Below are 24991 nucleotides of genomic sequence, written 5' to 3'. Positions count from 1 at the left end.
GCAAGCTAATGAAGATCCGCTCGACTTGCATGTATTAGGCACGCCGCCAGCGTTCGTCCTGAGCCAGGATCAAACTCTCCAAGAAAGAGTTATGAGTTAGCTCATAAAGTTAAAACGTTGGCTCATGATCTTCTATAATAGAAGCCATGATAATTTATTGTTTGTTGACGCTTGTTTGTTTAGTTTTCAAAGAGCAAGTTAGTTAGCGCGTCGCCCGGAAGCGACTTTACTAATATAACATCCGGCGTTTTTTCTGTCAACATTTTTTAAAAAAGAAATGTTATTGAGCGAAAAACACTTTTTAGTTTTCAACCGTCTGCCGCGAAAATGTTTTTGCTGTGTTCCGCAGCGACGGTTATTAATATACCAAGTATTTTTTAAATGGTCAATAGGTTTCTTTGTTTTTTTAGGATAATTTTTCTGCCGCTTTATAATATCTGTGAAAAATACCTTGTCCTTTTGTTTCAACATTGACTACATCGAGGATTTTCTTTTCTATCAAATATTCCACAAGAATACCGAGGTCTACAGAGTAGGGCTCCAGTTCAGGATGTGTCATCAATTCATTAAATGTCCAGTTCTCTTTACTCTCCATCACCTCAAGCAAATGCTGGCTGCCTACCTTCGTTCTTTTATGGATCAAGAATTCACTGGCCAGGAATAAAAGCTCCAATCGCTTTTCAATAGACTCTTCACTGCAAATCAATTCTTCATATAGCTTATAGATTTCCGGTTCAATCTGTTTGACCTGATGCCACACAGTTACCTCTGGATGGAACCCATTTTCGATTACTGCTAACCTGGCCAAGTGATGAAGCGAATGGACAACGTGATTATAGGCATCCAAATAATTAAAGTTATCAAAGAGTACTTTCCCATCAGAATACCTTCTGATCAACTTGGCAAACTCGATCCCCATTTTAATCTTCCGGCCGAAGAAAGGAAACTCCCTGAGTTCATGCTTTAGGTTGGCAATCCGTTCATTCCGGTCAAAAACAATCTTTCCATTGTACAGCCAATCAAATATTTTTTTGTTATTGCCTATTAGCAGCCAATCATTGATTTGCTTTTCAGTTACGATATGCATCGCTGCTTTTTTATCTCCATAAGAGTAATGCTTTACAAAGACTGGATCATTATTTTCTTTTACTATAATAAGTAGGATGACGTCAAAAGTATCTGTGGCAGCGATTGCTTTTTGCCTCTTCTCGATCACCACTACTCCTACTGTATTAGGATGGCTTGCGCGTTCTTGATAAATCGAACGAAGGATATCCTCCATAAATAAACTCCTCCATTTGTTTGTTAGCATATATGTTCGACAATTATATAAAATCTCCTGCATTTCTTCTAGACAATTTTCGACATCGACTTAGACTTTTTTATGATTATCTTACCGCAAATGGTATGATATAGTTAGATTTTAGGGAGGGAAATTCCAATGGCTAAATATTCTAGTAAAATAAATAAAATCCGCACCTTTGCGTTGAGCTTGATTTTCATTGGCTTCATCGTTATGTACGCAGGTATTTTCTTTCGGAACTCCCCATTGGTCATGACGATTTTCATGATCCTGGGATTGCTTTTCATTATTGCAAGCACGGGTGTTTATTTTTGGATTGGAATGTTATCGACAAAAACAGTTCAGGTCGTCTGTCCTAACTGCGGTAAACAGACCAAAATGCTCGGCCGGGTGGATATTTGCATGTATTGCAACGAACCGTTAACTCTTGACGCATCTCTTGAAGGCAAGGAGTTTGACGAACAATACAACCGTAAAGAACAAAAATAGAACTCGGCTGAAGCCGAGTTCTTTTTATTAGCAACTTTGTTGAACCAGAACATGTGGGAAAAATAATTTCAAAAAAAGAAAACTGATAGCTTTTGCCATCAGCAGTTAGTTTTAATGAACTTCCTTCGCAGAGCATTCCGGACAAGTGCCGTATATCTCCATTCTATGGTTACCGACTTTAAAACCCGTTACATGGGAAGCCAAGTGTTCAACTTCATCAAGGCCTGGGTAATGGAAATCAACGATCTTCCCGCATTTGTCACAAATAACGTGGTAATGGTGGGAAGTCACAAAATCAAAACGACTTGAAGCATCTCCATATGTCAGTTCCTTTACCAATCCAACCTCACGGAATACTCTCAAATTGTTATAAACTGTCGCTACGCTCATATTAGGGAATTTCCCTTCAAGCGCTTTATATATCTCATCAGCTGTTGGGTGCGACATTGAGTTTATTAAAAATTCGAGTATCGCATGACGTTGCGGAGTAATACGGACTCCTGTATCCTTCAAGGTATCCAGGGCTTCTTTTAACTGACTCTGTACCACCGCCATGCACCTCACTTTACTTTAGATTATAATTCTTACTTTATAATATTTATAAATAGTGTACTAATTACACTCCACTTTTGTCAATAATGCCACATCACAAACGTTTACAATTGCTGTATTTGTATTAATCCTGATGCAAAGTAAGTTCCTTAGCCCCTAGATGCATGTTCACATATCTCGCTGCGACAAACAGGAAGTCTGAAAGTCGATTCAAATATGTAAGGACAAGCGGGTTAACCTCCTCGCCCAGTTCAACAGCTTGGCGTTCGGCCCTTCTCGCAACAGTCCTTGCTACATGCAGCGCTGCGCCGGTCTGATGCCCTCCAGGCAGAACGAAGTTGGTCAATTGCGGAAGTGCCGCATCCCAGGCATCGATCTTCTCCTCTAATTCTTCGATATCCTTTTCCTCAAGAGTCCACTTCACATTTTTTCCAGATGGTGTAGCCAGTTCTGCGCCGACATGGAACAATGCTGTCTGGATTTTATGGAGCATTTCCTGCATATCTTCCTTGCCGCTGAAATACTCTCCATTCAAATAACTTAGAGCCAACCCAATCATTGAATTCGTTTCATCACATGTACCATAAGCTTCCACACGTTTATCATTCTTAGCTACCCTTGTTCCATATACAAGCGACGTTGTTCCTTTATCACCAGTCTTCGTGTAAATCTTCATCTCCTAATACCCCCTGTCCATGTCAATTACATTGAGATAATCCGAACCGTTTTTAATATATTTATGCAGGTTATGTTTGAAAATTTCAAAAGATCTTGGCAGATAGTTTTTCGTAAGGCTTGAAATATGCGGCGTTACTGTTACATTCTCCATCGTCCATAATGGATGGCTTTCTTTCAGCGGTTCTTCATAAAATACATCCAAGTAAGCGTGTGCTATCTTTTTTTCCTGAAGTGCAGTTACTAAAACCTCATCCTTAACCAAATCTCCGCGACCAATGTTGATAAACACCGTTGAATTCTTCATCATTTCAAAATCGCTTGCATCTAGGAAATGCTTTGTTTCCTTCGTGCTTGGCAATACCGAGACAATGAAATCTGCTTGAGGTAAGGCAGCTCGATAGTTTTCCATCGGGAATATTTCGTCAGCCCATTCAGCTTCACGGCCACTCCGATTCACACCAATTATTTTCATATTAAAGGCTTTCGCCAGTCTAGCCACTTCTCCGCCAATAGCTCCTATACCTAGAATGAGCAATGTCTTGCCGTATAATTCTCCCATCGGCAATTTACGCTCCCATGTCCTAGTTTGTTCATTCGCCCAAAGGGATCTCATTTGCTTAACATGCTGCAGCATCATGCCGATTGTAAATTCAGCCATCGGGATTTTATGGATGCCCCTGACATTGGTAACGAGAATCCCGCGCTTCTTGCAGGCCGTGAATGGCATTCTATCCAGTCCAGCTGACATGACCATGATCCATTTTAATTTGTCTGCCTTGTATATAAGTTCTTCAGTTAAATCCTCGCCATATGTAAGGAAAATTTCCGCATCCAAAAATAATTCTTCCTTTATCCCTTTATGGAATTCAAAGCTGACTTGTGGAAATTCCTTTTTCACATCCTCCTGCAAAGCCTCTGCAGGCAGTATAGAAGAATAAATTTTCATATAGACCAAACCCTTCGTTCTATTGTCATATTAATAATTGTATTAATTTTCACTTTATTAAACAACTTGCAAGCCTTTAGATACCATAAAAAAAGGCGGGCTGTTGTAGCCCGCTAAATCGTTTGAGGAGGTATGCCCTAATACAATGATATTCAGTTATAGCTAAAATGAATGGACAGTAGCCTGTATTGATAAAAATAGGCGCTAATTTTAGCCTTTCACACCATAAAACTCTGCAATGGCCTCTCGGTAGGTGTCCAGCGATTGTTCAGACTTGAAGTTTGATAACATTCCCTGGACCACCGGAATCCGGGGTGATTCCCTTTCCACTTCACTTTCAAGCACTTCCAGCGAGATGTTCAAGTCTTCGTTATTTTCAAGATTGGAAATCTCATGCTTCATTTTTTGGATTATCGATTTAATATCCTTGTCATCACCAGCCAGGAAGAAGGCCTTTGTTTTATTTATAAGTTCCTTGACTTTTTCTTCTGTGGCTACCGGACTCTCTCCCTCCAAGCCAGTAACTAGTGAATCGACCCTTCTCAAAATATATTCCACTAATTCATCGATTTTGAAGCCCTCCGGATTGAAAAGCAGTAGCTTCATATATGAGTTAAAGAATCCTTCTAGCATGAGAGCCAAGTCCCAAAGATGCGGCTCAGCTTTCTTTCCATATATAGCACGCAGACTGTTTTGATAATACATTTGCGCTTCATAATACTTGCGGATCATTAATTCCTTAACCTCTTCATTCAAAGGGATAGCCTGTTCCCTTGATTGCATGATGATAAACTCTTTATGATCAAGCATCGTATTAAATAACGCAGTCAGCTGTAATGCAAATTTTTCTCTAGGAGACAGATTTTCATGTTCATATGCTTCAAGCTTCTTTTCGATATAATCAAAGTAATATTCCAGGATTGCGATCAACAAAGTATCCTTGGATTTAAAGTATAAATAGAATGCACCCTTGGAGATTCCGCTTTCTGAAACAATTTCCTGGATCGAGGTGGACGCAAACCCTTTGGTCGCATAAAGCTTAATTGCTGCTTCGATGATTGCTTTTTCCTTTTCCTTCACCCTTAAGCCTCCCCCATTTTTCATTATAAGAATGACTGACTGGTCATAGATTTATTATCATACCCTATTATAGCTTATTACTACTGCCAAATCAGCAAAAAGACAGCCTCTCCTGGCTGTCCTTAGATTAAAGATTTTCTTTAATATATTCGAGGGCCTCTTCAACGTGGCCTTTCACTTTTACTTTTCGCCATTCCTTAACGAGATTGCCCTTCTTATCTATGATGAAGGTTGAACGTTCAATTCCCATGTATTCCTTGCCAAAGTTCTTTTTCAGCTTCCACACATTGTAATCCTCGGCAGTTTTATGGTCTTCATCAGCTAAAAGCAGGAATGGCAAACCGTGCTTTTCGATGAATTTTTCATGGCGATTGATTGGGTCTGGACTGACTCCAAGGACAACGGCGTTCACTCCTTCAAAACTCTCATGGTGATCCCTAAAATCACACGCTTCCGTTGTGCAGCCAGGTGTCATATCCTTCGGGTAAAAATAGAGCACTACATTCTTCCCTGCAAAATCAGAAAGCTTAACCGTTTCTCCATTGCTGGCCGGCAGCTCAAATTCCGGCGCTTTTTCTCCAATTACTAATGCCATTATGTATCCCTCCAAAATTAGTTCTATAATTCTTAGCCTAACTAATTTAAGCTTGGAATACAAATTAGAAAGAAAGAGAACATCAGCTTAAGACCTTTTCTGGTCAAACACGGCCCTTGTCACAAATGCAGCTGGAATCGTATAGCCGATGAGTGCTTCCAAAACAGCAATTGCCCTCCCCACACCGATCGGTGCAATATCACCGTAACCAACCGAAAAAAGTGTAATTGCACTAAAGTACATGCTTGTGGACATCCTTTCATAGGAGGAAACGCTAGGGCGCATGCTCACATCGGAAAGCACCCAAATACCTCTCAAATCCAGCAAATAATAAAGCAGCCCAAATCCAGCCATGACTGTCGCGTAAATTAGCGCAAGCGTAACAAAATTTTCAAAAGAGACTTGTTTACCTTTTATCTTATGAGGGATGAACAGTGTCCGCAAACTAAAAAAAATTGCTACAATTATTAAAACGATTGATATATAAAACTGCATGTTTCCAGCCTCATTTCTTGCATCTCTTCTCCCTTCAACTATACGCTCTTGAAATTAGGAGTATGCAAGCAAGTCCGATTCGCATGATGCAATCAACAGTAATTTGCTGGATGCAGATCAGCCCACTCCTGCTTCTGACTACTTTCCTCTTCCTGCCTCAAAACCTATCCGAACCTAAACAGTAAAACCGCGACAATATATTCGTCGCGGTTTACACTGATTCATATTCAGTTCCCGGCTCCCCGGTACCTTTTCACACCTTCATTCCAAATAAACACGGAAAGGCTAAAAAAGACGAGTCCAATCACAGGTGTCAAAAACGAGTAACCGTACCACTCATCGCGCCCCAGGAAGTAGGCGGCAGGATAGACTCCGACAAAAGCGAATGGAAGAATCCACGTTAAAACAAACCGAATGACATTGTTATAAATATCAACCGGATAGCGTCCATAGTTGCCGATATTGTACATCATCGGCATGATCGAGGTCCGAGCATCCGCCCAGAAGCTAATGCAGGCAATCATCACAAATATGCCAGCGTATACCAGGACACCTCCAAGAACGAACACAACGAACAACAGTGGGTCCGTCCAGCTCACCTCAAGACCGAGACGGCTTCCAGCATAAAACATGACGGCCAGCCCGGTCACTGCGCCAAACAACGACTCCAGCTCCATCCTTTCAAGAATGATCTGGAACAAGCTATGAATAGGCCTTGTCAGGATCCTGTCCAGCTCCCCTTTTACAATATACCGTTCATTGAAATCCCAGATATTGAAAAAGGATGAAAAGAGCGCGAACGGCACAAGGAAAAAGCCATATATAAAGATTATCTCATCACGGCTCCAGCCGTTAAGGAATTCGGTATGGTCAAAGACCACAAGGATAAAAATCAGGTTGACAGCCTGAAACAATAAATCCGAAAAGATCTCAACGATCAAATCTGCCCGGTATTCGAGCCTTGTCTTCATATACTGGGCGACATATTGAAAAAACATACTGATGTAAAACATTCGTCACCCTCCCTGTATAATCAACTGTTTTTTAGCAATTACCCAAAGAACCTGAATAGGGATCACCAATATCAAAACCCATACAGCCTGAAGCATAAGCCCTTCTACTGCCTGGCTCCCAGTGAAGCCATTTGTGAAAATCATGCTTGGAATATAGCTTATACCCTGGAACGGAAGGAATCGCATGAATTCCTGAGCCCAACCGGGGAAAAAGCTGATTGGCAGCAGCAAGCCTGAAAACAGGTCAATAAGGACGCGCTTGGCTCGAATCAGGCCTGTATTATTATATAGAAAGAAAGTGGTGATTCCCGTCAGCAGGTTCAATTGTGTATTGATGAAAAAGCTGAGTACAATTGAAATCGCGAAAAATCCCCAGGTCGCGGCATCCGCTGAAAACTCCATAGGGAATAACAAGGCGACAATGACCATGCCGGGCACCGAGAAAAAGAACAACCTGAAGATTCCTTCGCCCAGTCCCTGCATTGTTTTCATTCCGAGATAGCTGTAAGGCCTAATCAATTCAACGGCAACCTTGCCTTCCTTTATTTCCGTCGCCATTTCCCGGTCGATATTGTTAAAATAAAAAGCTCTTGCCATCCAGGCAACTGCCACATATGTTGTCATTTGCACGGCACTCAAGCCTTCGATTTCGCTTTTTCCGCCGTAAATCGCATTCCAGAGAAAGTAGTAAGCTCCGATATTGATGCTGTATATCAAAATTCCCGTGTAGTAATTTGTCCTGTACGCCAGCATCATCAAAAAACGGATGCGGATCATTTCAATGTATTTATCCATGGTGCGACATCCCTTTATCGTAGATATTGCGGATAATTTCTTCGGTGGATGGCTCATTGATTTTTACATCCCTGACCTTATAGGCGGCCACCGTACGGGCGATTACCTGCGATACTGTTTCCTCATCATCCCCTGTCACTGCGGTAAAAATCTGTTTCCTCTCATCCAGTTCCCATTTGATATCAAGGTCCTCCGTCAAGGCTTCAAGGCGGCTAAGATCGGCTTTCTCAAGGAATTCAAAGCTGATTTCCTTTCCTTCTCCCCACTTTTCCTTCAAACTTTTCAAAGCACCATCATAGATGATATTTCCTTCATCAAGCATGATTACCCGCTCACATAATGCCTCGATATCAGTTAGGTCATGAGTCGTAAGCAGGATTGTCGTGTTGTATTTTTCATTGATCTCCTTCAAAAACTCTCTGATTTTCAATTTGACAAGCACATCCAAACCAATTGTAGGCTCATCAAGGAAAAGAAGCGGCGGGTTATGGATCAAAGCGGCCGCAAGTTCACAGCGCATCCTCTGTCCAAGTGAAAGCTTCCTTACAGGCTTATCAAGCAAAGGCTCGAGATCAAGTGTTTTAATGACATGGTCCATATGCTCGTTATACTGGGCATCTGAAACTTTATATACCTTTTTCAGCAGGCGGAAAGACTCCTGCACGGCGATGTCCCACCAGAGCTGAGAACGCTGTCCGAACACGACACCAATCGTCTGGACAAACCTTTCCCTTTCCTTATGAGGATTCATCCCATTTACGATGACACTCCCTGAAGTCGGTGTCAGGATCCCGGTCAGCATTTTGATGGTCGTCGATTTCCCGGCTCCATTTTCACCGATGTAGCCGACCATCTCTCCCTGTTTGACAGTAAAATTGATATCGTTCACTGCTGGTACTATTTTATAATTGCGTGTAAAAAGGTCGCGAAAAGCACCCGATAAACCGGAACGGCTTGAATAAGCCTTGAATTCCTTCCGCAGCCCATTCACTTCAATGGCATTCATGATCATTTCCTCCTTTGGTCACTCAAACAGTTTAGCCAATCCTCACGGCTAAAACAAATGCTATGCCTATCAGCCTTTGATGTTCTAGGGTAGTTTTGCCACAAAAAGGAGGAATATTGAATGAACAAGGTAATACTGGTCCAAACAAAACTTTTTATCGCTGAAAATGAACGAAAAGTGAAACAATCTGTAAAAAACAGAAATAATGATAAAATAGAAAAGCAGTTACATAGTAGGAGGTTTTTTACGATGCAAAGAACAAATTCTGAGCGAATACATAGCGAAGCCCTTGATCATATCGTAGGCGGTGTCAATAGCCCATCCCGTTCGTACAAGGCGGTCGGCGGCGGTGCCCCGATCGTGATGGAGCGTGCCCAGGGCGCATACTTCTGGGATGTGGACGGCAATCAATATATCGATTATTTAGCGGCATATGGCCCGATCATTACAGGCCATGCACACCCACATATAACAGAAGCGATCAAAAGGGCCGCTGAGACAGGAGTCCTTTACGGAACTCCGACTCCACATGAGGTCAAATTCGCCAAAATGCTTAAGGAAGCAATGCCAGCACTTGATAAAGTGCGCTTTGTCAACTCAGGGACAGAAGCAGTAATGACGACGATTCGTGTGGCACGTGCCTACACGGGCCGGGATAAAATCATTAAATTCGCAGGCTGCTACCATGGCCACTCTGATCTCGTACTAGTTGCGGCTGGCTCTGGACCATCCACTCTTGGAACCCCTGACTCGGCAGGTGTCCCAAAAAGCATCGCCCAGGAAGTCATCACGGTTCCATTCAATGATATTGAACCTTTTAAGGAAGCTCTTGAAAAATGGGGCGACCAAATCGCTGCGGTACTCGTGGAGCCGATTGTCGGCAATTTTGGAATCGTCGAGCCTAAACCTGGCTTTTTAGAAGAAGTGAAGGAGCTTACCCATCAGGCTGGCTCGCTGATCATTTTCGATGAGGTCATCACGGCTTTCCGTTTCATGTATGGCGGAGCACAGGATATGCTGGGGATTTCTCCGGACTTGACGGCTATGGGCAAAATCATCGGGGGCGGCCTGCCGATCGGTGCTTACGGCGGACGTGCGGAAATCATGGAACAGGTTGCACCACTTGGGCCTGCTTATCAGGCTGGAACGATGGCTGGAAACCCGGCTTCCATTCTTTCAGGCATCGCTTGCCTCGAGGTCCTTAAACAGGATGGTGTCTATGAGTATCTTGACCAGCTCGGCGCGATGCTCGAGGAAGGTATTACTGCTTCAGCAAGCAAGTATGCTATCCCTATCACGATTAATCGCCTGAAAGGTGCCCTAACCATCTATTTTACAACTGAAAAAATTGAGAATTATGAGCAGGCAGAGAACACTAATGGCGAAATGTTCGCGCGCTTCTTCAATCTGATGCTGGAGCAAGGAATCAACCTCGCGCCTTCAAAATACGAAGCATGGTTCGTGACCATTGCTCACTCCAGGGAAGATATCGAAGCAACCCTGCATGCAGTTGATCAGGCATTTTATTCAATGGCTAATGAATAAATATACATCATTTTATACATAACAGGTGCCAACTCGGTGCCTGTTATTTTTATCACTCTAAATGAAACCGTTTACATTACAAGGTGTATATTATTGCCATCTTCCCTTCTGTAATAATCCTCCATCCAAATTAATGTATAATTAATTGATTTCTGAAAATTCTTATGATATGATTGCTATTAATATTTTAAAATTCGCCATTCAAGTGGCCGCTTAAAATCCCTGCTTTAAATTCCCGTCTAAGCGTTACACCCTCATGTACCAAGCAGCTATCAAACAACAGAATCATAGATTATTTTTTCAGGAGGTGAAACGGCTTAAAAGAACCCTTTATAAGCCGATTTTTATGAAAACACAATGGAATCCTTCCCAATTTAAAGACTTTTCAAGATTTGAACACGATGCATGCGGGATTGTTGCCAGCATTGAGAAGAAGAAAATCCCTACACGAGAGAATATTTTCCACTGTATCGACGGCCTGGTCACGATGAACCACCGCGCTGGTTTTATCAATGGCGAGGGTGACGGCGTTGGTGTGCATATTGACATTCCACGTGCGCTCTGGAAGGAAAAGCTTACTGAAGCGGGCGCAGATGTAAATGCGGTCGACAAAGAAAACTTTGTGGTCGGACATGTTTTTATCACAAGGACTGAACAGGCAAAAACGATTCAGGATGAGCTAGAAGCAAAGCTTGCAGAGCAGGAATTGAAGCTGATTTTTTCATCAGTCGATGTCACTGATTCTGGGGCGCTCGGCCCGATTGCGATTCAGGAAAACCCTGTATTCTGGCAGTTCGCATGCCTTGCAAACGAAACAGGACAGGAACTTTCCAGCAAATTGTTTAATATGATCGTAGATTTGGAGGAAAACGATCAGGTTCATGTGGCCTCCCTGAGCCAATACCACGCTGTTTATAAGGTAATGGGAGCAGGAGACATTCTTCCGAAATACTATTATGACCTGGCCAGCCCGGTTGTTGCTTCGACTATGACACTTGGGCACAACCGCTATTCAACTAATACTCTATCAAGCTTTTTCCGTGTCCAGCCGTTCAGCGTCCTTGGCCATAACGGTGAAATCAATACAATTGCCAGACTTCGCGACGAAGCGCGCATGGTCAATGTCCCGCTTGTAAAAGACGGAAGTGACTCACAGGATTTAAGCCGTACAATTGAGACGTTTATTTGTCGTGATGGTTATTCATTGTTCGAGGCGATGGACATGATGTTCCCCCCAATCATCAATGAAATCAAAGCTTATCCGGAACACTTACAAGATTTATATACTTATATACGCGAAGCATGGGGCCATTTTGCCCAGGGACCTGCTGGCATCATTTCTCGCTTTGCGGATGAAGCGGTATTCAGTGTAGACGCACTTGGCCTGCGCCCGCTTTGGATGGTAGACACAGAAAGTTCTTACCTATTTTCATCAGAACCGGGAATTATCCCGTCAACCGAGTACACAGGTGATCCGAAACCTCTCGCACCAGGCGAGAAGGTCGGCCTGAAGTGGAACGGCGACACAATTGAAGTGTTTGAAATGGAAGAACTCCAGGGTGAAGTTTACAAGCGTTTTTCAGAGCGCATTACTTTCCAGGAAGCCCGCCATCGCCTCGAGGGTCCACAGCTTGGCAAAACGGTCACAATGACATATCCGGATAAAATCCATAACGGACAATATAAAGCATTTGGCTGGGAGCGTGACCACGTCCAGCTTGTTGAGCAGATGGCTGAAAAAGGTGCGGAACCAATCCGCTCGCTTGGACACGATGCCCCACTTGCTGCGATGAATCCAGAGCGCAAGAATATCGCAGATTTCATCAAAGAAAGTGTTGCTGTCGTAACGAATCCTGCTATAGACCGAGATCGTGAAGCTGAACATTTCTCAACAAGGACTGTACTCGGAAAGCGCCCTTCCCTTTTCAGCAAGTCGGAAACTGGGAAAGTCGTTGAACTGCTTACACCTCTCCTTGTAGAAGGAAAAGCAGGCTACGAGGTTTCAAAGGAAACTGGTCAGCCAAGCATGGACCAGGTCATCCAATGCTACCAGGATGATAAACTCGCAGCATACCTGGAAACGGTTTTCCATAATAACGAAACTGTTAAAGAAGCCCTGGAAAGGCTTGCTGCTGAGGCAATTGCTGCTGTTAAGGATGGCAAAACTTTGCTTGTTCTTGACGACGCAATGGCTCACCAGGATAATGCACTGTGGCTTGATCCGCACCTTGTTGTTTCGGCGATCGATCAGGCTCTTGTAAAAGAAGGCTTGCGCCGCGACTGTTCACTCTTGCTGCGTTCGGCTTCATTAAGGTCGCTGCATGATATCATTGTTGCGCTTGGTTTGGGTGCAGACGCAGTCAGCCCTTACTATATGTTCATGACCGTGCTTGATGAGTCTGTCAAGCCACTCGTTAATCTTTACGATGCCTTGACGAAGGGCCTTGAAAAAGTCATTTCTACTATTGGTATCCATGAATTGCGTGGATATGGACGCTTATTCTCGGCGATTGGCCTGAACGATGAAGTAGCTGATTATTTAGTGATCGTGAACTTCTTTGGTTCCAATGAACTTGCATACAATTTCGAAGCAATGAAAGAAGATGCTTTGAAAAGAGCAGAAGATTTCCAAAACGAAAAAGAACGAATCGGCAAAACGTTCCATCTCTTCCCTCGTATCTGGAAGTCGATTGGCGAGGTTGCTTCTACAGGAGATTACAGCGTCTACCGCGAGAAAATTTCCGAACAGGAAGATAGCAACCCGACAACGATCCGTCATTTGACTGGATTGAAGAAGGCTGAGACAGGAGTTTCACCAGATCAAGTTGAAATTGGCGTAGGCGATCACAGTCTGCCGTTTGTCATCGCATCTATGTCTTTCGGATCACAGAACGAGATTGCGTTCCGCGCTTACGCTGAAGGCGCCGATCGCCTGAACATGGTCAGCATGAACGGCGAGGGCGGCGAAATAAAGGATATGCTTGGTAAGTACCCGCGCACGCGTGGCCAGCAGGTTGCGTCCGGACGTTTCGGAGTGAATGCTGAATTGCTGAACTCCTCCAACCTTCTGGAAATCAAAATTGGCCAGGGCGCGAAGCCTGGTGAAGGCGGACACCTTCCTGGTTCGAAGGTTACGGCTAAAATCGCGGAAGCTAGGAATGCGACAATTGGATCGGATTTGATTTCACCATCAAACAACCATGATATCTATTCAATCGAAGACCTTGCGCAAATGATCCACGAGCTGAAGACAGCCAATGACCAGGCACGTGTTGCAGTTAAGGTCCCTGTTGTTCCGAATATCGGTACGATTGCTGTTGGTATCGCAAAAGCAGGCGCGGACATCATCACTTTGAGCGGCTTCGACGGCGGTACTGGTGCTGCACGTATCCACGCCCTCCAGTATGTCGGCCTGCCAGCAGAAATCGGCATCAAGGCTGCTCATAACGCCCTGCTTGAAGCAGGATTGCGCGACAATGTCGAGCTATGGGCTGACGGCGGCGTCAAAAGCGCAATGGATGTTATCAAATATATGCTTCTTGGAGCAAACCGCGTTGGCTTTGGAACACTTTCCATGCTTGCAATCGGATGTACGACTTGCCGTGGCTGCCACCTTGACACATGCCATGTCGGTATCGCGACACAAATTGATTCAGAGGCACAAGCAAAGGAACATGGCCTGCGCCGTTTCGTACCGCGCCAATTTGACCTTGCTGTTCAGGGAATCATGAACCTTTTCACTGCATTCGGTAACGAGCTTAAAGCCCTCTCTGCATCTGCGGGCATCAAAAACCTGCAGGAAGCAGTAGGCCGCTCAGACCTGCTTGAACAAATCAAAGGAAAAGATCTGCTTGATTTGACTTATTTATTGAAGCCACTTGAAATTGGGCAAATCACTCATCAAAAAGAAGCAGCCACATCTCTTGCTTCTGCACAGCTTCAGGTTGCTGCAGGCGCTGAATATCTTGATGCTGTCGATGAGGAGCTTCATCAGTCACGTGAATTTCAGGCCGTTACTGCAGAGCAGCGAGTGCTGGCAAGCAGGGTTTCATGCCATAGGGTTCGCGGACGTCTAGATGGTTCCTACAGAAAGCTGCAGCCAGTCACACTCCGTTACAAAGGCTCCATCCTAGGTAATGGACTCGGTGCTTACAACACGGACGGCATCAACATTGAAATTGATGGCGGCGGCCAGGACGGGGTCGGCAAGACTTCATTCGGCGGTGCAATTTTAATCGCTAAATCGCCTGGCAAGGACGGTGGTTTCTACAACGGTTCTGTAGGTAAAGGATTTGGCTACGGGGCACAGAAAGGTTTACTCGTAGCACAGGGCAATGCAGATGCTCGTGCAGGAATCCGTTTATCAGGAGCCGATATGATTATCGGCGGCCTTGTGAAGAAGCCAATTCCGGAAAAAGAATTCGGGAATATCGGAACAAACGCCAATATCAAGGGCTTCGCTTTTGAATACATGACCAACGGCCGCGGACTTGTTCTAGGCGATCCAGGTCCATGGATTTGCGCAGGCATGACCGGCGGTGTCGTCTACCTGAGACACCAGCCAGAGATGGGACTGACAAAAGAAGCCATCGCCCGCCGAGTCGCCAAAGGCGCCAAGGTATCCATCGAGACGCTATCAGCAAAAGGCATCAAGGATGTAAAAGAATTACTGGCAAACTACATTGAAATGGTTAAAAACCATGGCCAGGAAAGCGAAGCTGCTGACCTCGCCCTTCTACTGGAACATCCTGAGGATCACTTCATCCAGGTCGTTCCTGTTAAAGAGCAGGCAGATCCAGCAGTATCAACTGAATGATATAAGGAAATGGCTCCGTTACTCAGATGGGGCCATTTGTTTTTTCATGGGGTACTTTTTATAGGAGAGGGCTAATCCTAAAAAGGGCTCATTGACAAATTCTATAAGCCCGAAATGAATATATTGTCTTGTACATGAATTCCAAAATATTTCTGGAATAAGTGGAATTCCAGTCTAATAAACTTGTAACCACTTACATTTAAAACAGGCTTATTTTTCGTAAAATTGTCGCTTGAACTTATTGGCTTTCCGTTGTATAGTACATAATTGTTTAGTTTTGAACAAAATAGTTTAAAGTATAAATTAATGAATGAGATTTTCTGTCTCTGAATGAAAGGAATTCACTTCCCATGAAACTTGGTGCCCGCATACTGAAAACGGGAATTGCCATCACTCTTGCTTTATTTTTATCACATATTTTTGATCTACCCTCACCGGTTTTTGCCGGGATTGCGGCAATTTTTGCCCTGCAGCCAACTGTATACCGTTCTTATCAATCAATTATTGAACATATTCAGGGCAACTTGATTGGCGCCGCAACCGCAGTCTTATTCGTCATGGCATTCGGCAACAGCATTTTCATTATCGGTCTTGCCGCGGTACTTGTTATTACTTTGAATCTTAAGCTGAAACTGGAAAATACAATATCGCTTTCTCTTGTAACATTGATTGCGATAATGGAGACGCCTGGCGACGATTTTATCCAGTTTGCCTTAATCCGTTTCTCGACCATCATGCTTGGGGTAGTGTCGGCATTCATCGTAAACCTCGTGTTCTTGCCGCCAAAGTATGAAAATAAATTGTATTACAAGAGTTCTATTTTATCAGAGGAAATTACGAAGTGGATCAGACTGAGCACGCGTCATGCTTCCGAGCATCAGCTTCTGAAGGCAGATATTGAGAAACTTCGCGAAGGCATCATAAAGCTCGATCAGCTATATATGATGTATAAGGAAGAACGTGATTATTTTAAAAATAATAAGCTTGCTAAATCAAGAAAGCTTGTTATTTATAGACAGATGATCAGCGCGGTAAAAAAATCGCTGGAAACGTTAAAAAGGCTTCACCGCTACGAAAATGAATTCAACCAGCTTCCTGTAGAATTCCAGGAAGTCATCCAGCACCAGCTGGATTGCCTGATTAACCATCATGAGCAGGTGATGCTAAAGTATGTAGGCAAAGTAAGGCCGGAGGCATCCTATATTGAAGGTGAGGTCTGCCTGAACAAGAAGCAGCTGTTTGAATTATTCTTAGCGCAAAGAAATGAACTGGCTCAAACAAACAGTCAAATGCTCTATCATGTTATGCAGCTTGTGTCGATTATCATGGAATACGGTGAGCAGGTTGAGCACCTTGACACTCTTGTAACCAGCTTCCAGTCCTATCACAAAGAGGATAGCAATGTCACGATGGAACAAAATACCGAAATTTAAAAGCAGCTGGATTTATCAGCTGCTTTTTCTTTTTGCATATAATTGCATTAACTCTTCATTCTAGGATCCAATGCATCTCTAAGGCCATCGCCCATCAGGTTGAATCCCAGTACTGTCAACATGATTGCCAGACCAGGGAAAATCATTGTCCATGGTGCCTGGATCATATAGTCTTTCGCATCAGCCAGCATCTTTCCCCATTCAGGATTTGGGGCTTCTGCACCTAGTCCAAGGAATCCCAGCGCTGCAGCCTCAATGATGGCCGTGGCAATCGCCAGTGTGCCCTGTACGATGATTGGCGCCATACTGTTCGGAAGTATGTGCTGGAACAAAATCCTGCTGTCTCTCATCCCAACCGCCTTGGCGGCCATAATGTATTCCTCTTCTTTCACGCTAAGTACCCTTGAACGGATCAGCCTTCCGAAGTTCGGAATATTGATTATCGCAATTGCTATCAGCGCATTCCGCAGTGAAGGTCCGAGAACGGCAACTATCGCTATCGCCAATAAGATACTTGGGAATGCCAGCATAATATCAAATGCTCGTGAAATGATGGTATCGACCCATCTTCCGTAGTATCCCGCAAGGATTCCAAGCAGACAGCCAATCACAATCGATCCCATTACGGCAAAGGTTCCTACCCACAAGGAAATCCTGGCTCCATATATCACTCTAGATAAGATATCTCGTCCAAAATCATCAGTCCCAAACCAGTGGTCCGCTGAAGGAGCCTGAAGACGGACCTCCATTTTCTGGTCATTTATTCCTTCTGGTGCGATCAATGGAGCGAAGATTGCCAGCAAAACAAAGAACAAGACGATTACCGTCCCGACTAGAGCTAATTTATTTTTCTTGAAGCTATACCATGCTTCTGCCCAGGGAGACGCCACTTTTTCTTCTACCTGCACGGTTGGCGGCATTTGTTTTTGAGTTGATATCTCCATCTGTCTCTCCCCTTCCATCAACGGTATTTGATCCGAGGATCAATTGCTGCGTACAATAAGTCAACAACTAGGTTGATCAGTACAAAAATTAAGGCAATGACCAGTATTCCGGACTGGATAACCGGATAATCACGATAATTGATCGCCTCGTAGATATAGCGTCCAATACCCGGCCAACTGAAGATGGTTTCTGTCAGGATCGCCCCTCCAAGCAGGAGGCCTGTCTGTAAACCAATGACAGTCAATACGGGGATTACAGCATTTTTCAAGGAGTGCTTATAAACAACCCAGAACATGCTCAACCCCTTCGCTCTTGCCGTTCTGATAAAATCTGACCTCATTACCTCAAGCATTGTAGAACGAGTAATCCTCGCAATAATGGCCATCGGAATTGTTGCCAGCGCCATCGCTGGCAGCACTAAATGCTTCAAGACCTCGACTAACTGGTCAGTACGCCCCTGGATCAGGGTATCAAGGATATAAAAGTTCGTAATTGCTTCTACGGGATTCCGCACTTCTTCACGCCCGGAAGTTGGCAGGATATCAAGGTTGATGGCGAATAGCCACTGTTCCATCAAACCTAGCCAGAAAATCGGCATCGATACTCCGATGAGTGCCAGGACCATTGCTCCGTAATCAAACCAGGAATTTTGGAACCATGCACTGACGATTCCGGCGTTTACTCCTATAACAATTGCAATTAACATCGCTACAAAAGACAATTCCATCGTTGCTGCAAGATACGGCCAAATTTCACTGCTGATAGCTGACTTCGTCCTTAGAGACTCTCCTAAATCACCCGTCAACAGCCCTCCAAGATAAGTAAAATATTGTATATACCATGGCTGGTCAAGCCCCAGCTCTCTTGTTAAATCTGCAATCGCATCTTTAGTGGCCAGCTGCCCGAGAATGACTTGGGCGGGATCGCCAGGGATTGCTCTGATCATAAAAAATACAATAAGTGAAAGACCCAATAGTACAGGAATTAGTGAAAAAATTCTTCTGACAGAATAGGCAAACACCTTCCCACCTCATTTCTTGATGAAAAGCGTAAGCGCCTTGGTCAGCCCCGACAAGCGCTGCCCGCCTATAACGCCACGTCCTGTGGCTGGCGGGTCTAGCACATCGTGTGCCTCGGAGTGCCGCCCAGTGAAGTCGTTCTTTGACTTCATTGGGCGGACCGAACTCGAAAAGTATAGCCGACTGTTCAGAAACGCTGAAACTGGAGACTCCGATAAAGAAGCGCTTTTTGCTTCTGCGGGCGAAGTTGAAGTTTCGGAGTTTCTAGGAGGCGATACTAGACAAGCGTCTCGAGCTGCTCAAAGCTAACGCTTCTCGCAAGATACTCGAGGATGCACTGTCAGGGATGAAAACTGGCTAGGCGCTGGAGCTAGACATTACTTAAATTGATTAATTTCATTTGTTCAAAAGAAAAGGGAGAATGCATATGTTCTCCCTTTTCCTGATGCATTATTTTTTGAATTCAACCGTTGCAAGCAGGTCAGATCCTGTTGGATGAGCCTTGAAGCCAGTAACGTCTGCTCTTCCTGCAAGTGCAGGCTCAGAGTGGACAAGTGGAATCCAAGGAGCATCTTCCTTAATTAACAATTGAGCTTCTTTATACAGTTTTTCACGTTCAGCCTGGTCATTTGTAGATTGAGCCTTAATGAACAGATCATGTACTTCCTGGTTAGCGTAGCGTGCGTAGTTATTGCTGTCGATGTTATCCTGGTCTAAAAGGACATATAGGAAGTTATCAGCGTCACCATTGTCACCAGTCCAGCCAAGCAAGAATGTATCTGCTTCACCCATACGTGCTTTTTCTAGATATGTTGCCCACTCATAAGAAACGATTTTTGCTTTTACGCCAACCTCAGCAAAGTCTTTCTGAAGCGCTTCAGCAACTTTCTTTCCGTCTGGCATATAAGGTCTTGCAACTGGCATTGCCCATAGTTCCATTTCAAAACCATCTTCATATCCAGCTTCCTTCAGAAGTTCCTTAGCCTTCTCTGGGTCGTATTCATAAGCTTCTACATCATCGTTGTAGCCAGCTACCGATTTCGGCATTGGGTTTTTCGCAGGCTCAGCAGCACCAGCATAGAAAGCATCGATGAGCGCTTGCTTATTGACCGCATAGTTCAATGCCTGGCGAACCTTTTTGTCTTTCATTGGCCCGCGTTCGTTATTCAATCCCAGGTAAGCAACGTTCAAAGAAGGACGGTAGAAGGTTTGCAGGTCTGCATTGCCTTCAATCGATTCAACATCACTGAAATTCACGCCATCGATAATGTCTACTTCACCAGTATTCAATGCGTTTAAGCGTGCAGAGTTTTCAGGGATGACACGGAAGATGACTTCATCAAGCTTAGGAAGTCCTTCTTCCCAATAATCTTCGTTTTTCACAAGAGTAACCTTGTCATTACGTTTCCATTCCTTGAATTTGAATGGTCCAGTACCTACAGGGTTTTCAATGAATTTATCACCATGCTTTTCGATTGCAGCAGGGCTTGCGATACCGAATGGAGACATGGCAAGGTTTTTGTAGAATGGAGCAAGAATACGGTTTAATGTGAATTCAACTGTATGCTCATCTACTGCCTTAACTTCCTTGATTACGTCACCGAATTGTGAGTTATAGTAGTAGAATTGTTCTTTATTACCGGCCTTCCAGCGCTCGAAGTTGAAGACTACAACTTCAGCGTTGAAATCAGTGCCGTCATGGAATTTAACACCTTTACGCAGTTTTAATGTGTGTTTCAGGCCATCGGGAGATTCTTCCCAGCTTTCTGCAAGACCTGGGTGGATTTCTGTATCCTGCTCACCGAACTCGATGAGAGTTTCATAGATGTTCTTTGTTACTTTGAAAGCTTCACCTTCAGTTGTCACAGCTGGATCAAGCGATGTTGAATCGCCGCCGCGCCCAAATACAAGTGTTCCTCCAGATGATGATCCACCTTCAGAACCAGACTCACCGCCTGTTTTCTCTTCATTGCTGCAGCCAGCAAGGCCTAAGCTAAGAATGAGGACAAACGCAAAAAACATTAATCCAAAACGCCTTTTCATAATCTTCCCCCTTGTTTTTTCGGACTGGTTTTATATATCCAGTCCATAATATCTATCATCTATGCTGTTATCCCTGCAGACATTCCTTTCTGGAATGAAAATCAATTCCAGATAATTAGGAATAAAGATGACAGGCAGCAAAATGACCAGGTTCAATTTCCTTTAATACGGGTCTATCAGTCTTGCAGATATCCATGCATTCCTTGCATCTTGTATGGAAGGCACATCCCTGCGGCGGATTCGCCGGGCTAGGAATATCCCCTGTCAGCAGCTCTTGGTCCCTTTTCACATCTGGATCCGGGATCGGTACCGCTGAAAGCAAGGCTCTCGTATATGGATGGAGCGGTTTTTCATACAGCTTATCGGCTTCTGTGATTTCTACGAGTCTTCCTAAATACATGACTCCAACCCTGTCACTGATATGCCTTACAACTCCAAGGTCATGGGCTATGAATATATAAGTCAACTGGAATTCCTTTTGCAGGTCCTCCAGAAGATTCAATACTTGTGATTGGATCGAAACATCGAGTGCGGACACAGGTTCATCGGCTATGATTAGCTTCGGTCTCGTCATCAGCGCCCGGGCAATCCCGATCCGCTGGCGCTGTCCGCCGCTGAACTGGTGTGGATACCTTTTGGCATGGTAGCTGCTGAGCCCTACTACCTCAAGCATTTCCTTGACCATCTGCTTTCGTTCCTTCTTTGTCCCGATTCCATGGACAATCAAAGGTTCCTCCAGGATTTTCTCTACTGTATGCCTCGGATTCAGTGAAGCAAATGGATCTTGGAAGACCATCTGCATATCCTTACGGGCTTTGCGCATATCGTTGTCCGAGAGGGTCACAAGGTCTTTCCCTTCGAAAACGACTTGCCCTTCTGTCGGGTCGGTCAGGCGCATCAGCATTCTTCCTGTAGTTGATTTGCCGCAGCCTGACTCGCCAACAAGGCCAAGTGTTTCCCCTTTATTCACCCAAAAGCTGATATCATCAACAGCTTTCACAGCACCCGTCTGTTTACCAAGGATGCCGCCAGTAATAGGAAAATATTTTTTTAATCCATCAACTTTTAACAGTACTTCTGTCATTGGCTACTCCCTCCTTCTCATGCAGCAGGCAGCGAACGGTATGGCCAGGCCTGCCAGTTTCATAGAGTTCAGGATCTTCGCTCAGGCATCTGTCCATGACAAATTCGCATCTTGCCGCGAACCTGCAGCCAACCTTAATTGAACCCGGCTTCGGCACGTTACCAGGAATGGAGTATAGCCGCTCCTGTTTATCCCTGATATCCGGAATCGATTTGAGCAGGCCGAGAGTATACGGGTGCTTCGGATTTTTGAAGATATCCCCTACTAGCCCTTCCTCGACGATTTTCCCGGCATACATGACGACGACACGCTGGCAAACCTCAGCGACAACACCTAGGTCATGAGTGATCATGATAATCGCCGTTTCAAGCTTTTCGTTCAGATCCTTCATCAACGCCAGGATTTGCGCCTGGATGGTCACATCAAGCGCCGTTGTAGGTTCATCCGCAATCAGCACCCGCGGATGGCAGCTCAATGCCATTGCAATCATGACCCTCTGTCTCATTCCACCAGAAAGCTGATGAGGATATTCCTTAATGATTTGTTCTGCTCTTGGCAGTCCAACAAGCTTCAGCATCTCCACAGCCTGCTGATAAGCAGCTTTTTTACCCAGCTTCTTATGTATTTTTAAAGCCTCAACGAGCTGTTCACCAATTGTAAATAATGGGTTCAACGAGGTCATGGGTTCCTGGAAAATCATTGCGACATCATTTCCGCGAATTTCCCGCATTCTTCTTTCCGAAGCATGCACCAGGTCTTCACCATTGAGTAGGATCTCCCCGCCAGCGATTTTTCCCGGAGGCTGGGGAATCAGCTTCATGATTGATAAGGAAGTTACGCTTTTTCCGCTGCCCGATTCTCCGACTATCCCGAGGATTTCTCCTTTGTTAACCGAAAAGCTTACATCATCTACTGCAGGAATCTCACCATCTTTAGTGATAAATGATGTCTTTAAGTTTTTTACATCTAAAACCGGAGCATGTACCACTTTCCTACTCCTTTCTATTACCGAAATATTATTGTTGAATAAAAATAACTTATGTCTGTGTAAAACATTTTATATTAAATGCACCGGGATAGTCCACTGATTTTTCTTAATTATTTAAATATAATAATAATTTAGAATTGTTATAGGCAATTGGTACTATTTGTATGTCAAATGTTGATAAATTATGACACTTTTGAAATAAGGAGGAAGTAACATTTTTTCTGGTAAAAACTCTCTCCAAATAAAAATTCCCGGACAAGAATAATGTCCGGGAATCGGTATGTTGCGATAAGCAAAATAAAAAACCGCGGCAAAACGCCTCGGTTTTTTGTAGTTTATTTAACTTTCAAGCTGCTGCACCTGGAAGAGTCTATGATAGCCACCCTGCTTTACCATCAATTCATCATGGCTGCCGTCCTCGACGATTTCGCCGTGCTCAATGAGGACAATCCTGTCGGCATGAGTAATCGTGGATAAACGGTGGGCTACAACAAATGTTGTCCTGTCTTTCGCCAGCTTCTCTATCGCTTCCTGAATAAGATGCTCACTCTCAAGATCAAGCGCTGATGTTGCTTCGTCAAGAATTAAAATCGGTGGATTCTTCAGGAATACGCGCGCTATCGCAACACGCTGTTTTTGGCCCCCGGAAAGCTTGACTCCCCTTTCCCCGACTTTCGTATCATAGCCTTCTGGCAGATTCATAATAAAATCATGGGCATTTGCTGCCTTTGCCGCTTGGATTACTTCCTCATCACTGGCTCCCGGCCTGCCTAACAGGATATTTGATTTGACCGATTCACTGAACAAAATATTATCCTGCGCAACCATGCCGATTTTATCGCGCAGGGAACGGACCTTGAATGCGCGGATGTCCTTCCCATCAAGGAGGATCTCGCCATCGGTAACGTCAAAGAATCTTGGAATCAGGCTGACAAACGAGGATTTTCCGCCACCGCTCATTCCGACCAGGGCAATTGTTTCTCCCTTGTTAACCTCTATATTCAAATTCTTAAGTACCGTCTCCCCATCTTCCTCATATGAGAAGCTTACATTTCTAAAAGATATATCCCCATGCACTTTTTTCAATTCAATAGCATCAGGAGAATCCTTTATATCGTACTTTTCATCCATGAACTCAAAAACGCGGTCCATTGAAGCAATCGACTGTGTCAATGTAGTCGATGAATTCACCAGCCTGCGCAGAGGGTTATATAGGCGGTCGATATATGCGATGAAAGCGGCCATTTCCCCGATGGTAAGATTGCCTTGAAGTACCTGGTAACCCGAAAAGCCAATGACTAGCAGCGGCGCTATATCAGTAATCGTATTGACTACTGCAAATGCTTTTGCGTTCCAGCTTGTATGCTCGAGAGCTTTTGTCAAAAAGTTTTTATTCTGTCGGTCAAACTGTGTCTGCTCATAATCCTCAATCGCGAAGCTTTTGATCACCGAGATTCCAGCCACTCTCTCATGTAAATAGCTTTGCACCCCTGCGAGCGCCTGTGACCGTTCCCTCGTAAGCTTACGAAGATTCCCGAAGAAGAATTTTACCGAAAAAGCGTAAAAAGGGAACAGGATCAGTGAGACAAATGTCAACTGGACATCCATAGAGAACATGATAGCAGCTGCTATCAAAATCGTAGCAACGTCAAGCCACAGGTTCATCAGTCCAGTAACAACGAAGGTCTTTGTTTGCTCGACATCATTGATCATCCTTGAGATGACCTCTCCCGCTCTCGTATTGGAATAATATTTATAACTGAGCCTCTGCATATGGGTAAATAGTCTGTCTCTAATGTCGTAGAGGATTTTGCTCGCTGTCCACTGTGCAAAATACTGACGATAGTATTCAATAGGCGGCCTGAGCACGACAAAAACGACGATCATGACGCCCATTACCCAAACCAGTTTGTCTATTTTTTCATCCTTTTCCAGTGTTTCATTACCGATGACATCATCAAGGACAAATTTGATTAAAAGTGGAATCAATAAAGGAATCGCAAATTTAAGGATTCCGATGAGGATGGTTCCGATGATTTGCAGCCGATATGGTTTTACGAATTTCAAGTATCTGCGGATGCTGCCCATTTAATAGTTCCCCCTTGTGGAGCCTGGTCTTGCTATTTACACGAAACAAAAACCTGTTGAATCTAATCAACAGGCTGA

The 24991-nt window shown here is 44.2% G+C and carries 21 protein-coding genes and 1 rRNA gene; 5 read left to right on the top strand and 17 right to left on the bottom strand.

Annotated features, from left to right (window positions below; all coding sequences use genetic code 11):
• Positions 1 to 85, bottom strand: a 16S ribosomal RNA gene (locus tag DYI25_RS20795); the annotation flags it as partial.
• 321 nt (positions 86 to 406) lie between these two features.
• The gene (locus DYI25_RS20790) at positions 407 to 1282 is read right to left on the bottom strand and encodes a nucleotidyltransferase-like protein (protein ID WP_213372478.1); all 876 of its coding nucleotides are present in this window, start codon (positions 1280 to 1282) and stop codon (positions 407 to 409) included.
• 159 nt (positions 1283 to 1441) lie between these two features.
• On the opposite strand from DYI25_RS20790, the gene DYI25_RS20785 reads away from it, so the two are divergent.
• The gene (locus tag DYI25_RS20785) at positions 1442 to 1792 is read left to right on the top strand and encodes a YgzB family protein (protein ID WP_213372476.1); all 351 of its coding nucleotides are present in this window, start codon (positions 1442 to 1444) and stop codon (positions 1790 to 1792) included.
• 111 nt (positions 1793 to 1903) lie between these two features.
• On the opposite strand, the gene perR is transcribed toward DYI25_RS20785, so the two are convergent.
• From perR to DYI25_RS20740, 9 genes are all read right to left on the bottom strand, one after another.
• Positions 1904 to 2347, bottom strand: coding sequence for a peroxide-responsive transcriptional repressor PerR (gene perR, locus DYI25_RS20780; protein WP_249745568.1), 444 nt, complete (start codon positions 2345 to 2347; stop codon positions 1904 to 1906).
• Positions 2348 to 2468: 121 nt separating this feature from the next.
• Positions 2469 to 3020, bottom strand: a complete 552-nt coding sequence (locus DYI25_RS20775; RefSeq protein WP_213372466.1) for a cob(I)yrinic acid a,c-diamide adenosyltransferase — start codon at positions 3018 to 3020, stop codon at positions 2469 to 2471.
• A gap of 3 nt (positions 3021 to 3023) precedes the next feature.
• A complete protein-coding gene (locus DYI25_RS20770; RefSeq protein ID WP_213372464.1) occupies positions 3024 to 3968 on the bottom strand; it encodes a D-2-hydroxyacid dehydrogenase in 945 nt (314 codons plus the stop codon).
• A 210-nt stretch (positions 3969 to 4178) separates the two neighbouring features.
• Positions 4179 to 5048 carry a TetR/AcrR family transcriptional regulator gene (locus DYI25_RS20765; RefSeq protein ID WP_213372462.1) on the bottom strand — a complete coding sequence of 290 codons (870 nt, stop codon included), beginning with the start codon at positions 5046 to 5048 and terminating at the stop codon, positions 4179 to 4181.
• 127 nt (positions 5049 to 5175) lie between these two features.
• Positions 5176 to 5643: a thioredoxin-dependent thiol peroxidase gene (gene bcp, locus DYI25_RS20760; RefSeq protein ID WP_213372460.1), complete on the bottom strand. Its 468-nt coding sequence runs from the start codon at positions 5641 to 5643 to the stop codon at positions 5176 to 5178.
• Between the two features lie 87 nt (positions 5644 to 5730).
• Entirely contained in the window at positions 5731 to 6138 is a 408-nt protein-coding gene (locus DYI25_RS20755; protein WP_213372458.1) for a potassium channel family protein, read from the bottom strand.
• A gap of 227 nt (positions 6139 to 6365) precedes the next feature.
• Entirely contained in the window at positions 6366 to 7151 is a 786-nt protein-coding gene (locus DYI25_RS20750) for an ABC transporter permease (protein ID WP_213372456.1), read from the bottom strand.
• A 3-nt stretch (positions 7152 to 7154) separates the two neighbouring features.
• Positions 7155 to 7946, bottom strand: a complete 792-nt coding sequence (locus DYI25_RS20745) for an ABC transporter permease (protein WP_213372454.1) — start codon at positions 7944 to 7946, stop codon at positions 7155 to 7157.
• Entirely contained in the window at positions 7939 to 8952 is a 1014-nt protein-coding gene (locus tag DYI25_RS20740; protein ID WP_213372452.1) for an ABC transporter ATP-binding protein, read from the bottom strand. Before DYI25_RS20740 ends, DYI25_RS20745 begins: the two co-directional genes overlap by 8 nt.
• A gap of 249 nt (positions 8953 to 9201) precedes the next feature.
• On the opposite strand from DYI25_RS20740, the gene DYI25_RS20735 reads away from it, so the two are divergent.
• From DYI25_RS20735 to DYI25_RS20725, 3 genes are all read left to right on the top strand, one after another.
• Positions 9202 to 10497 carry a glutamate-1-semialdehyde 2,1-aminomutase gene (locus DYI25_RS20735; protein ID WP_213372450.1) on the top strand — a complete coding sequence of 432 codons (1296 nt, stop codon included), beginning with the start codon at positions 9202 to 9204 and terminating at the stop codon, positions 10495 to 10497.
• A gap of 346 nt (positions 10498 to 10843) precedes the next feature.
• On the top strand, positions 10844 to 15313 hold the full coding sequence (locus DYI25_RS20730; RefSeq protein ID WP_213372448.1) for a glutamate synthase-related protein: 4470 nt from the start codon (positions 10844 to 10846) through the stop codon (positions 15311 to 15313).
• A 350-nt stretch (positions 15314 to 15663) separates the two neighbouring features.
• A complete protein-coding gene (locus DYI25_RS20725) occupies positions 15664 to 16746 on the top strand; it encodes an FUSC family protein (RefSeq protein ID WP_213372446.1) in 1083 nt (360 codons plus the stop codon).
• A 47-nt stretch (positions 16747 to 16793) separates the two neighbouring features.
• Here the strand turns inward: DYI25_RS20725 and DYI25_RS20720 are convergent, their stop codons facing one another.
• Together DYI25_RS20720 and DYI25_RS20715 are read right to left on the bottom strand one after the other, a co-directional pair.
• Positions 16794 to 17690 carry an ABC transporter permease gene (locus DYI25_RS20720; RefSeq protein WP_213372444.1) on the bottom strand — a complete coding sequence of 299 codons (897 nt, stop codon included), beginning with the start codon at positions 17688 to 17690 and terminating at the stop codon, positions 16794 to 16796.
• Between the two features lie 17 nt (positions 17691 to 17707).
• A complete protein-coding gene (locus DYI25_RS20715; protein ID WP_213372442.1) occupies positions 17708 to 18712 on the bottom strand; it encodes an ABC transporter permease in 1005 nt (334 codons plus the stop codon).
• Positions 18713 to 18839: 127 nt separating this feature from the next.
• On the opposite strand from DYI25_RS20715, the gene DYI25_RS20710 reads away from it, so the two are divergent.
• The gene (locus DYI25_RS20710; protein WP_213372440.1) at positions 18840 to 19019 is read left to right on the top strand and encodes a hypothetical protein; all 180 of its coding nucleotides are present in this window, start codon (positions 18840 to 18842) and stop codon (positions 19017 to 19019) included.
• 141 nt (positions 19020 to 19160) lie between these two features.
• Here the strand turns inward: DYI25_RS20710 and DYI25_RS20705 are convergent, their stop codons facing one another.
• The 4 genes from DYI25_RS20705 to DYI25_RS20690 form a co-directional block, all read right to left on the bottom strand.
• Positions 19161 to 20753, bottom strand: coding sequence for an ABC transporter substrate-binding protein (locus DYI25_RS20705; RefSeq protein WP_213372439.1), 1593 nt, complete (start codon positions 20751 to 20753; stop codon positions 19161 to 19163).
• Between the two features lie 115 nt (positions 20754 to 20868).
• The gene (locus DYI25_RS20700; RefSeq protein WP_213372437.1) at positions 20869 to 21837 is read right to left on the bottom strand and encodes an ABC transporter ATP-binding protein; all 969 of its coding nucleotides are present in this window, start codon (positions 21835 to 21837) and stop codon (positions 20869 to 20871) included.
• Entirely contained in the window at positions 21812 to 22825 is a 1014-nt protein-coding gene (locus DYI25_RS20695) for an ABC transporter ATP-binding protein (RefSeq protein WP_213372435.1), read from the bottom strand. Before DYI25_RS20695 ends, DYI25_RS20700 begins: the two co-directional genes overlap by 26 nt.
• A 339-nt stretch (positions 22826 to 23164) precedes the next feature.
• Entirely contained in the window at positions 23165 to 24913 is a 1749-nt protein-coding gene (locus DYI25_RS20690; RefSeq protein ID WP_213372433.1) for an ABC transporter ATP-binding protein, read from the bottom strand.
• Between the last annotated feature and the right edge of the window lie 78 nt (positions 24914 to 24991).

This window comes from Mesobacillus boroniphilus (assembly GCF_018424685.1).
GTDB lineage: Bacteria > Bacillota > Bacilli > Bacillales > Cytobacillaceae > Mesobacillus > Mesobacillus boroniphilus_A.
The sequence above is the reverse complement of the archived record's forward strand: the minus strand, read 5'-3'. Positions and strand labels throughout refer to the sequence as shown.

What these genes read in the sequence shown, in the direction of transcription:
- DYI25_RS20735 (WP_213372450.1), top strand. Translation starts at nt 9,202, where the DNA reads ATGCAAAGAACAAATTCTGAGCGAATACATAGCGAAGCCCTTGATCAT.
- DYI25_RS20770 (WP_213372464.1), bottom strand. Translation starts at nt 3,968, where the DNA reads ATGAAAATTTATTCTTCTATACTGCCTGCAGAGGCTTTGCAGGAGGAT.
- DYI25_RS20745 (WP_213372454.1), bottom strand. Translation starts at nt 7,946, where the DNA reads ATGGATAAATACATTGAAATGATCCGCATCCGTTTTTTGATGATGCTG.
- DYI25_RS20730 (WP_213372448.1), top strand. Translation starts at nt 10,844, where the DNA reads ATGAAAACACAATGGAATCCTTCCCAATTTAAAGACTTTTCAAGATTT.
- DYI25_RS20750 (WP_213372456.1), bottom strand. Translation starts at nt 7,151, where the DNA reads ATGTTTTACATCAGTATGTTTTTTCAATATGTCGCCCAGTATATGAAG.
- DYI25_RS20690 (WP_213372433.1), bottom strand. Translation starts at nt 24,913, where the DNA reads ATGGGCAGCATCCGCAGATACTTGAAATTCGTAAAACCATATCGGCTG.
- DYI25_RS20720 (WP_213372444.1), bottom strand. Translation starts at nt 17,690, where the DNA reads ATGGAGATATCAACTCAAAAACAAATGCCGCCAACCGTGCAGGTAGAA.
- perR (WP_249745568.1), bottom strand. Translation starts at nt 2,347, where the DNA reads ATGGCGGTGGTACAGAGTCAGTTAAAAGAAGCCCTGGATACCTTGAAG.
- DYI25_RS20785 (WP_213372476.1), top strand. Translation starts at nt 1,442, where the DNA reads ATGGCTAAATATTCTAGTAAAATAAATAAAATCCGCACCTTTGCGTTG.
- DYI25_RS20705 (WP_213372439.1), bottom strand. Translation starts at nt 20,753, where the DNA reads ATGAAAAGGCGTTTTGGATTAATGTTTTTTGCGTTTGTCCTCATTCTT.
- bcp (WP_213372460.1), bottom strand. Translation starts at nt 5,643, where the DNA reads ATGGCATTAGTAATTGGAGAAAAAGCGCCGGAATTTGAGCTGCCGGCC.
- DYI25_RS20700 (WP_213372437.1), bottom strand. Translation starts at nt 21,837, where the DNA reads ATGACAGAAGTACTGTTAAAAGTTGATGGATTAAAAAAATATTTTCCT.
- DYI25_RS20790 (WP_213372478.1), bottom strand. Translation starts at nt 1,282, where the DNA reads ATGGAGGATATCCTTCGTTCGATTTATCAAGAACGCGCAAGCCATCCT.
- DYI25_RS20755 (WP_213372458.1), bottom strand. Translation starts at nt 6,138, where the DNA reads ATGCAGTTTTATATATCAATCGTTTTAATAATTGTAGCAATTTTTTTT.
- DYI25_RS20775 (WP_213372466.1), bottom strand. Translation starts at nt 3,020, where the DNA reads ATGAAGATTTACACGAAGACTGGTGATAAAGGAACAACGTCGCTTGTA.
- DYI25_RS20740 (WP_213372452.1), bottom strand. Translation starts at nt 8,952, where the DNA reads ATGAATGCCATTGAAGTGAATGGGCTGCGGAAGGAATTCAAGGCTTAT.
- DYI25_RS20725 (WP_213372446.1), top strand. Translation starts at nt 15,664, where the DNA reads ATGAAACTTGGTGCCCGCATACTGAAAACGGGAATTGCCATCACTCTT.